Origin of the sequence: Streptomyces sp. NPDC057654, assembly GCF_042800135.1 — a bacterium.
Classification (GTDB): Bacteria; Actinomycetota; Actinomycetes; order Streptomycetales; family Streptomycetaceae; genus Streptomyces.
In genome coordinates this window covers 1-9,880 of record NZ_JBHVHQ010000259.1, presented here as the reverse complement: position 1 = coordinate 9,880, position 9,880 = coordinate 1, and the positions used below count along the sequence as shown (strand labels likewise).

Below are 9,880 nucleotides of genomic sequence, written 5' to 3'. Positions count from 1 at the left end.
ATCTTGTACCCGGCGATGCCAATGGCGAGGCGGACCTCTTCGTCAAGGACCTGCGGACGGGCGCCACGGAGCTCGTGAGCGTCGCCGCCGACGGCACGCAGGCCGATTCCTGGTCGGCGGAGCCCGCGATCAGCGCCGACGGCCGCTATGTCGCCTTCGCCTCGGCGGCGACCAATCTCGCGCCGGACGACGACGCCGACGACACGCCCGGCATCTTCGTCCGCGACCGCCGCACCGGCCGCACGGAACGGATCACCGGGGGCGGTACGGGCGGACGTACGACTGGCGATACGGGCGTGGGTACGGGCGGTCGTACGGGCACGAGTACGGGCGGACGTACGGGCACGGGGGCGGGCAGCGGTACGGCTGACCGTACGGGCACGGGGGCGGCCGGAGGCGCGGGTTCCGGGGCGGACCGGGGTGCGCGGACCCCGGCGATCAGCGCCGACGGGAGCGTCGTGGCCTTCGTCTCGGCCCGCGCCGACCTGGTGCCGGGCGATACCAACGGCGTGCGGGACGTCTTCGCGTACGACCGGCGTACGCACACCACGCGGCGGGTGAGCGTCGCGAGCGACGGCGCCCAGGCGGACGCGGCGTCCGCCAGCCCGGTCGTCAGCGCGGACGGCCGCCACGTCGCCTTCGCCTCCCGCGCCGCCAACCTCGACCCCGCCCGCCCGCCGGCCCACACCGCCCCCGACCCGCGCCCGTACCCCTTCTACGTCCACGACCTCCACACCGGCCGGACCCGGCCCGCGAGCGTCGCCTGGGACACCCCACGGACCGTCGGCGGAACCACCGGCCCCGGCGACACCGCTGTCAGGGCATGGCACGGAATAGGACAAGGGTCCCGGTTTCCCCTGCCGCAACAGGCGTATTGAGATCCTGTCGGCCGTCCCATCCGTTGACCGCGTACGGCCGAGGGAGTTGGCTCAGCCGTCTCGGAAGACTTGTGGGAGGGGAGAGTCAGGATGGACGTACCCAGACAGTTGCTCGGACGTACGGCCGTCATCGGCGTGGCGGCCTGCGCGCTCGCGCTGCCGCTGACGGGGGCGGCCTGGGCCGGGGGCGGCACGGGGCCGCACACGGAGCGGGTGAGCGTCGCCGCCGACGGGACGCAAGCGGCCGGCGCGTCGTACACCGAAGGGGTCTCGGCCGACGGCCGCTACGTGGTCTTCACCTCGGCCGCCGCCAACCTGGTGCCCGGTGACACCAACGGAGTGGACGACGTCTTCATCAAGGACCTGCGGACCAAGAAGGTCGAGCGCGTCAGTGTGGCCACCGGCGGCGCGCAGGCGGACTCCAGATCGTCCGGCGCCTCGGTCAGTGCCGACGGCCGGTATGTCGCGTTCAACTCGGATGCCGCCAATCTCGCGCCCGGCGACGACAACGGCTCGGACGACGTGTTCGTCCGCGACCGGCACACCGGCCGCACCGAGCGCGTCAGCGTCGGCACGGCCACCGGCCCGCAGCTCTACAACGCCTGGATGCCGACGATCAGCGCCGACGGGCGCGTCGTCGCCTACGCCTCGCGCCGCGCCGATCTGGTGCCGGGCGACACCAACAACGTGCAGGACATCTTCGCGTACGACCGGAGTACGCACACCACCCGGCGGGTGAGCGTCGCGAGCGACGGTACCCAGGCGGACGGGCCGTCCGCCGGGCCGGTCATCAGCGCGGACGGGCGGCACATCGCCTTCGTCTCGCGGGCGTTGAACCTGGACCCCGGCACGCCGGTCCGCAAGGAACCCCGCGGGGCCTCCGTCGCCAAACCCAGGGAGTACCCCTCCTTCATCCACGACCTGCGCACCGGGCGGACCCGCGCCCTGTCCGTGAGTTCGGCGGGGGAGACCTCCGGGGGCAGCGTCACCTCGCTCAGCGCGGACGGCCGGTACGCCGTCTTCCACAGCTACTGGCCCAACCTGGTGCCGCAGACCCCCACCCGCGAAGGGCGGGTCTACCTCCGGGACCTCCGCGAGGGAACCACCACCCTGGAGTCGCTCGCGGGCGACGGGAGCCAGGCCAACAGCGCCTCGTACGGGGGGAAGCTCGCCGACCACGGACGGCTGCTGTTCTTCCACTCCTCGGCGACCAACCTCGTGCCCGGCGACACCAACAACGCCGGTGACGTCTTCGTACGCGACCTGAGGACCGGCAGGGTCGAACTGGTGAGTCTCGCGAACGACGACAGCCAGTCCACGACCTGGACGGACTTCGTCTCCGTCGACGCCGCGGGCCGCATCGCGGCCTTCGACTCGGACGACAGCCACCTCGTCGTCGGCGACACCAACGGGGCCGTGGACGTCTTCGTACGGCACGTGGAGCCGTAACAGCCAGACGGGCCCCGGCTTCTCGCAATGTGAGAAACCGGGGCCCGCCATCCATCCGCTCTCGTACGGGTCAGTGCCCGCCCGACGCCCCCGCCGTCGCCGGCGGCAGCTCCTCCTGCACGCCCGGATCGCCCGCGTCCGCCGTGTAGTCCGCGGGCGACGTCTCGTCCACGCCCGCCGGGGCCTTCACGGCCCGCAGGACGACGGTCAGCACGACCGTCACGATGGCGTTGAGCACGAACGCGGTGAGCCCGATGTAGCCGATCTCGCCGATGCCCGGGATCTGGTCGTTGCTGCCGCCGAAGTGCTTCTGCGTGGGGCTCGCCACCCCGTACGCGGCCACCGTGCCGTAGACCATGCCGACCGCCCATCCGGCGAGCAGCGCCCACCGGTGGAACCAGCGCGTGAACAGGCCGCCCACCAGCGCCGGGAAGGTCTGGAGGATCCAGATGCCGCCCAGCAGCTGGAAGTTGATCGCCACCGTCTTGTCCATGGTCAGGACGAACACCAGCGCGCCGACCTTCACCAGCAGCGAGACCAGCTTGGAGACCTTGGCCTCCTGCGCGGGCGTCGCCGCGGGCTTGAGGAAGTCCTTGTAGATGTTGCGCGTGAAGAGGTTGGCCGCCGCGATCGACATGATCGCCGCGGGGACCAGCGCGCCGATGCCGATGGCCGCGAACGCGACGCCCGCGAACCAGTCCGGGAACATGTCCTCGAACAGCTGCGGAATCGCCAGCTGGCCGTTCTTCACCTTGACGCCCGCCGCGATCGCCATGAAGCCGAGCAGCGCCAGCAGCCCCAGCATCAGCGAGTACAGCGGCAGGATCGTGGTGTTGCGGCGGATCACATTGCGGCTGCGGCTGGAGAGCGTCGCCGTGATCGAGTGCGGATACATGAACAGCGCGAGCGCCGAGCCCAGCGCCAGCGTCCCGTACGCCCACTGCGCCTTGTCGCCGCTGGCCAGCTCGCCGCGCGGCTTCCCGGTGGCCGGATTGATCTGTTCGAAGGCGTGGCCCGCCTTCGCGAAGATGTCGTGGAAGCCGCCCAGCTTCATCGGGATGTAGATGATCGCGACCAGGATGACGATATAGATCAGGCCGTCCTTGACGAACGCGATGAGCGCGGGCGCGCGCAGCCCGGACGAGTAGGTGTAGGCCGCCAGCACGGCGAAGGCGATGAGCAGCGGCAGGTCCTTGACGAACCAGTTGGTGTTCTCGCCGCCGCCGACGCCCATCACGTCCAGGACGGCCTGGATGCCGACGAGTTGCAGCGCGATGTACGGCATCGTGGCGAGGATGCCGGTCAGCGCCACCGCCAGCGACAGCCCCTTGGAGCCGAACCGGCCGCGCACGAAGTCCGAGGTGGTCACGTACCCGTGCTTGTGCGAGACCGACCAGAGCCGGGGCAGGAAGGTGAAGATCAGCGGGTAGACGAGGATCGTGTACGGGACCGCGAAGAACCCGGCCGCGCCCGCCGCGTACACGGCCGCCGGCACGGCGACGAAGGTGTACGCGGTGTAGAGGTCGCCGCCGAGCAGGAACCAGGTGATCCAGGTGCCGAAGCTGCGGCCGCCGAGGCCCCATTCGTCGAGGCTCGCAGCGTTGTCCGCGCGCCGCCAGCGGGCGGCGAGGAAGCCCATGACCGTGACGGCCACGAAGAAGAAGATGAAGACGGCGAGCGCGACGCCGTTCACGCCGTGGTTCATCGCGACGCACCCGCCCTACGGGCCCGCTCGTGGCGGCGGACGATGACGTACGCGATGGAGGTGAGCCCGGTCGAGATCAGCACCCAGGCCATCTGGTACCAGTAGAAGAACGGGATGCCGATGAAGGCCGGGTCGGTCTTCGCGTACGAGCCGACCCACAGGATCGCGATGAAGGGGATGACGAGGCAGACGCCCGCCACGACGAGCGGCGCCGTGACGACGGGCCTCCGCTCGGCCTCGGGTTGTTCCGACATTGGCACGCGCTCCGTCCCCTTGACCGATCTTCTGCGTAATGCGCAGGAAATCTAGAGGAGCCGCCCTCCGGACGTCACCCCCCGCCCGTATATCGGTACGGACACGCTTCGCGGACCCGCAGGTCAGGGGGTGTACGAGCGTCAACCCGCGAGCAGCCTCAGTCGACAGGCCGCCGCAACCGTGCCACGAACTTGTACCGGTCCCCCCGGTACACCGACCGCACCCACTCCACCGGCTCCCCCCGCGCGTCCAGCGAATGGCGGGAGAGCAGCAGCATCGGCAGGCCCACGTCCGTGCCGAGCAGCCCGGCCTCGCGCGGCGTGGCCAGGGACGTCTCGATCGTCTCCTCGGCCTCGGCCAGGTGCACGTCGTAGACCTCGGCCAGGGCCGTGTAGAGCGAGGTGTACTTCACCAGGGAGCGGCGCAGCGCCGGAAAGCGCTTCGCCGACAGGTGCGTGGTCTCGATCGCCATCGGCTCGCCGCTCGCGAGCCGCAGCCGCTCGATGCGCAGCACCCGGCCGCCCGTGGTGATGTCGAGCAGCCCGGCGAGCCGGTCGTCGGCGGTGACGTAGCCGATATCCAGGAGCTGGGAGGTGGGTTCGAGGCCCTGGGCCCGCATGTCCTCGGTGTAGGAGGTGAGTTGGAGGGCCTGGGATACCTTGGGCTTGGCGACGAAGGTGCCCTTGCCCTGGATGCGCTCCAAGCGCCCCTCGACGACGAGTTCCTGGAGTGCCTGGCGTACCGTCGTGCGGGAGGTGTCGAATTCCGCGGCCAGTGCGCGCTCTGGAGGAACCGGGGTCCCCGGGGGTAGTGTTTCGGTCATCTCCAGCAAGTGCCGTTTGAGGCGGTAGTACTTGGGGACGCGCGCGGTGCGCGTCACACCGGCCGCGCCGACGGCGGCGCCTTCCGCGGTGCCTCCGTCGGTCGCCAAGGTGCGCCTTCCCGACTCCGAACCTGCTGCCGTCACCGGCTCCTCCGTCCATTCGCGTCACATCGTGGCACGGGCAGGGCCCGAGCGGACCCGCGCCGAAGCGCCGACCTCAGGTGTCGGTCCGATAACGGACCTGACAGCGACTCTTATACACCCTTGACACCCCAAAAGGTCTAGGCCAAGCTGCGGGAACTGGTCTAAACCATTAAAGACCACGGTCGGTCCTTAGAGGAGAGTGCTGTGAAGCGTGGGCTCATAGCGGCGACGGGTGTCGCGGCCATGTTGGTGAGTGTTGCGGCCTGCGGGTCCGGCGACGGTGACAAGAAGTCGGGTGCCGACGGCTTCAAGGGCGAGACCCTGAACGTCTGGTTCATGGATGGCTCGAATCCGCCGAAGTGGACCAAGGACGTCCAGGCCGAGTTCGAGAAGAAGACGGGCGCCAAGCTCAAGATCACCATCCAGAAGTGGAACGGCATCCAGCAGAAGCTGACCACGGCGCTCTCCGAGTCCAACCCGCCGGACGTCGTCGAGATCGGCAACACCCAGACGCCGATGTACGCGCAGACCGGCGGCCTGGAGGACCTCTCCGACCTCAAGAAGGAGATCGGCGCCGACTGGACCGAGTCCATCAACAAGTCCTCCATCTACGACGGCAAGCAGTACGCCGCGCCGTGGTGGGCCGCCAACCGCGTCGTCGTCTACAACAAGAAGATCTGGGCCGACGCCGGCATCAAGGACACGCCCAAGACGCGCACCGAGTTCCTCAAGGACCTCGACACGATCAAGAAGAAGGGCGACGCCGACCCGATCTACCTGCCGGGCCAGAGCTGGTACGTCCTCGACGGCATGTTCATCGGCCAGGGCGTCGAGCCGGTGAAGAAGGACGGCAAGAAGCTCGTCAGCAACCTTTCCGACCCGAAGGTCGCCAAGGCCATGGACATCTACAAGCAGTACCAGTCCTTCAGCACCGCCCCCAAGGACAAGGACGAGGCCAACCCGCAGCAGGGCGAGGTCTTCGGCAAGGGCAAGACCGGCGCGTTCATCGGCATGGGCTGGGAGGCGAACGTCTCCATCAAGACCAACCCGGCCATCAAGAAGGACATCGGCTACTTCACGCTCCCCGGTGAGACCGCGGACAAGCCCGAGGGCGTCTTCCTCGGCGGCTCCAACCTCGCGGTCGCCACGGGCAGCAAGAAGCAGGACCTCGCCAAGGAGTTCCTGAAGGTCGCCCTCTCCGACAAGAACGAGTCCGCGCTGGCCAAGGAGGTCGGCAACGTCCCGAACAAGCAGTCCCTGATGGACGCCGTCAAGGGCAACGCGGCCGCCGAGGCGATGACCCCCGCCGTCGCGGGCGGCGGCACCACCCCGCTGGTCCCCGAGTGGGCCGCGGTGGAGAACGAGCCGAACCCGATCAAGGCGTACATGACGGCCGTGCTGAACGGAAAGTCCGCCGACGAGGCCGCCAAGCAGGTCGAGTCCGACATGAACAAGCGGCTCAGCCAGAAGCAGTGAGCCCGGCGGGCCCCGCGCCCGCACGTGAGATCCGTACGGACCGGCGCACCCCGGCCCGTACGGACTTCCGTCCGTAAGGCTCCCCATCCCCGACGGCATGCCCGACGGCATCCACGACGTTTCGGCAGCCCCGACGTTTCGGCCTCCGGCTGACGGCTCGCGCCCTCCGCCCGGCCCTCCGGCCCCGGGTCGGCTTCCGGCTCCGGCCGGGTCCGTACGGGCCCCTGGTACGACCACGCACGGCGCGCTCGGCGCAGGAAGAAGAACCCCATGTCCATCGAGTCGAAAGAGGTCCCCGCGGACCTCGTCGCCCCTGGGGCCGGGAGCGCCGGGCCGCCACCGGGCAAGCGCGCCCGCGGCGCCGGACGGGGCGCGAGAGGCGGCGCGGCGCCGTATCTCCTGATCCTCCCCGCGGCGATCGTCACGGTGCTGCTGCTCGGCTGGCCGCTGATCAACAACGGCCTCATCTCGTTCCAGAACCTCAATCCGCGCCAGCTGATCCAGCACGTCACCGAGTGGACCGGGTTCGACAACTACAGCAGCCAGCTGGGCAGTTCCGACTTCTGGGGCGTCACACTCCGGACGGTCCTGTTCACCGCCGCCAACGTCTTCCTGATCATGGTGATCGGCTCCCTGATCGGGTTGCTCCTCGCCCGGCTCGGCAAGCGGATGCGGCTGCTGCTGATGCTCGGCCTCGCGCTCGCCTGGGCCATGCCCGTCATCGCCGCGACCACCGTCTTCCAGTGGCTCTTCGACGAGCGCTTCGGCGTCGTCAACTACGTCCTGGACCAGTTCGGCTGGCACTCGATGGCCCACTACAACTGGATCGGCGACCAGCTCTCGACGTTCTTCGTCATCATCGTGCTGATCGTCTGGCAGTCGGTGCCCTTCGTCGCCTTCAACCTCTACGCGGCGACGACCACCATCTCCAAGGAGCTGTACGAGGCCGCCTCGCTCGACGGCGCCGGCGCCTGGAAGAGCTTCACCTCGGTGACGTTCCCGATGCTCAAGCCCTTCTTCCTGGCCACGACGTTCCTGGAGATCATCTGGGTCTTCAAGGCGTTCCCGCAGGTCTACGCCATCAACCAGGGCGGCCCCGACCACCTCACCGAGACCCTGCCCGTCCACGCGTTCGTGGAGGGCATGGGCAGCCAGCACTTCGGGATGGGCGCCGCGATCTCCATCCTCACCATCCTGATCCTGCTGGCGCTGATGGCGTACTACTTCCGCATCGTCTTGAAGCAAGAGGAGGACGAGCTGTGAGGCGCTCACTTCTGGGCCGCGTCTGGCCGGGAGCGACCGCGGTCGTTCTCTTCATCGGGCTCGTGTTCCCCGTCTACTGGATGTTCGCCACCGCCTTCAAGCAGAACAACGACGTCATCAGCGAGGTCCCGGTCTGGTTCCCGACCAACCCGACCTTCGAGCACTTCTCCAAGGCGATGAACGCCGACGGCTTCTGGACGCTCGTCGGCAACTCCTTCACCGTCACCGTGCTCGCGGTCGTCTTCTCGCTGCTCATCGGCGTCTCCGCGTCCTTCGCGATCGCCCGCATGCGCTTCAAGGGGCGCAAGAGCACCATCCTGATCATGATGATGGCGCAGATGGCCCCCTGGGAGGTCATGGTCATCGCCGTCTACCTGGTCGTACGCGACGCGGACCTGCTCAACAGCCTGGTGCCGCTCACCGCCTTCTACACGATCATGGTGCTGCCCTTCACCATCCTGACGCTGCGCGGCTTCATCGCCGCCGTGCCCAAGGAGCTGGAGGAGTCCGCGATGGTCGACGGCTGCACCCGCCGGCAGGCGTTCGTGAAGGTCGTCTTCCCGCTGCTGGCCCCCGGCCTGATGTCCACCTCGCTGTTCGGCTTCATCACCGCCTGGAACGAGTTCCCGCTCGTCCTGATCCTCAGCAAGGACCCGTCGGCGCAGACCCTCCCGGTCTGGCTCACCGGATTCCGCACCACCTTCGGCGACGACTGGGGCGCCACCATGGCCGCCTCCTCCCTCTTCGCCGTCCCCATCCTCCTCGTCTTCCTGATCCTTCAGCGCAAGGCAGTCAGCGGACTCACCTCCGGTGCAGTGAAGGGATAACGCCCGCCCATGACGACGCTCGCCCGCGACACCGACACCCTGACCCGAGACGCGCTCACCGTTCTGCAACCCGGTTTCACCGGCACCGAGGCCCCCGAGTGGCTGCTGCGCAGAATCGGCGAGGGGCTGTCCTCCGTCGCCCTGTTCGGCCGCAACGTCGCCACGCCCGAGCAGCTCGCCGCCCTCACCGCGCAGCTCCGCGCCGAGCGCCCCGACATCCTCGTCGCCATCGACGAGGAGGGCGGGGACGTCACCCGGCTGGAGGTCCGCACCGGCTCCTCGTTCCCCGGCAACTTCGCCCTCGGCGCCGTCGACGACCCGCAGCTCACCCGGGCGGTCGCCCGCGAGCTCGGCCGCCGGCTGGCCGAGTGCGGCGTCAACCTCAACTGGGCGCCGTCCGCCGACGTCAACTCCAACCCGGGCAATCCGGTCATCGGCGTACGGTCCTTCGGCGCCGACCCGCACCTCGTCGCCCGGCACACCGCCGCCTACGTCGAGGGCATGCAGTCCGCCGGCGTCGCCGCCTGCACCAAGCATTTCCCCGGCCACGGCGACACCGCCGTCGACTCGCACCACTCCATGCCGCGCATCGGCGCCGACCTCGGCACCCTGTACGCCCGCGAGCTGACGCCCTTCCGGGCCGCCATCGCGGCCGGCACCAAGTCCGTGATGAGCGCCCACATCCTGCTGCCCGCGCTCGACCCGAGCCTGCCCGCCACCCTCAGCCCGACCACGCTGCACGGCCTGCTGCGCGCCCCCGAGAGCGAGGGCGGCCTCGGCTTCGACGGGCTGATCGTCACCGACGGCATGGAGATGCACGCCATCGCCGGCACCTACGGCATCGAGCACGGCAGCGTGCTCGCCGTCGCCGCGGGCGCCGACGCCATCTGCGTCGGCGGCAACACGGCCGACGCGGAGACCGTGCTGCGGCTGCGCGACGCGCTGGTCGCAGCGGTACGGACCGGTGAACTGCCCGAGGAGCGGCTGGCGGACGCCGCGGCGCGGGTACGCGCCCTGGCGTCCTGGACCCAGGCGCACCGGGCCAGGGGGGCTGTTCCGG

The 9,880-nt window shown here is 69.5% G+C and carries 9 protein-coding genes; 6 read left to right on the top strand and 3 right to left on the bottom strand.

Annotation, left to right across the window (positions count from 1 at the left end; translation table 11 throughout):
• Together ACFU99_RS20240 and ACFU99_RS20235 are read left to right on the top strand one after the other, a co-directional pair.
• Window positions 1–878, top strand: an 878-nt coding sequence (locus tag ACFU99_RS20240; RefSeq protein ID WP_384393857.1) for a TolB family protein, incomplete at its 5' end; no start/stop codon positions are given.
• A 90-nt stretch (window positions 879–968) separates the two neighbouring features.
• The gene (locus ACFU99_RS20235) at window positions 969–2,327 is read left to right on the top strand and encodes a TolB family protein (protein WP_384393855.1); all 1,359 of its coding nucleotides are present in this window, start codon (window positions 969–971) and stop codon (window positions 2,325–2,327) included.
• A gap of 70 nt (window positions 2,328–2,397) precedes the next feature.
• On the opposite strand, the gene mctP is transcribed toward ACFU99_RS20235, so the two are convergent.
• From mctP to ACFU99_RS20220, 3 genes are all read right to left on the bottom strand, one after another.
• Window positions 2,398–4,032, bottom strand: coding sequence for a monocarboxylate uptake permease MctP (gene mctP, locus ACFU99_RS20230; protein WP_384393852.1), 1,635 nt, complete (start codon window positions 4,030–4,032; stop codon window positions 2,398–2,400).
• Window positions 4,029–4,286 carry a DUF3311 domain-containing protein gene (locus tag ACFU99_RS20225; RefSeq protein WP_384393850.1) on the bottom strand — a complete coding sequence of 86 codons (258 nt, stop codon included), beginning with the start codon at window positions 4,284–4,286 and terminating at the stop codon, window positions 4,029–4,031. Before ACFU99_RS20225 ends, mctP begins: the two co-directional genes overlap by 4 nt.
• 158 nt (window positions 4,287–4,444) lie before the next feature.
• Window positions 4,445–5,218 (bottom strand): GntR family transcriptional regulator, encoded by a 774-nt coding sequence (locus ACFU99_RS20220; protein WP_384393847.1) that lies wholly within the window; start codon window positions 5,216–5,218, stop codon window positions 4,445–4,447.
• A gap of 240 nt (window positions 5,219–5,458) precedes the next feature.
• Here ACFU99_RS20220 and ACFU99_RS20215 point away from each other — a divergent pair, with 240 nt between their 5' ends.
• The 4 genes from ACFU99_RS20215 to ACFU99_RS20200 form a co-directional block, all read left to right on the top strand.
• Window positions 5,459–6,730, top strand: a complete 1,272-nt coding sequence (locus tag ACFU99_RS20215) for an extracellular solute-binding protein (protein ID WP_384393845.1) — start codon at window positions 5,459–5,461, stop codon at window positions 6,728–6,730.
• Between the two features lie 270 nt (window positions 6,731–7,000).
• Window positions 7,001–7,993 (top strand): carbohydrate ABC transporter permease, encoded by a 993-nt coding sequence (locus tag ACFU99_RS20210; RefSeq protein ID WP_384393842.1) that lies wholly within the window; start codon window positions 7,001–7,003, stop codon window positions 7,991–7,993.
• The gene (locus ACFU99_RS20205) at window positions 7,990–8,820 is read left to right on the top strand and encodes a carbohydrate ABC transporter permease (RefSeq protein WP_384393840.1); all 831 of its coding nucleotides are present in this window, start codon (window positions 7,990–7,992) and stop codon (window positions 8,818–8,820) included. The genes ACFU99_RS20210 and ACFU99_RS20205 overlap by 4 nt, the downstream gene beginning before the upstream one ends.
• A 9-nt stretch (window positions 8,821–8,829) precedes the next feature.
• Window positions 8,830–9,880, top strand: a 1,051-nt coding sequence (locus ACFU99_RS20200; protein WP_384393837.1) for a glycoside hydrolase family 3 protein, incomplete at its 3' end; no start/stop codon positions are given.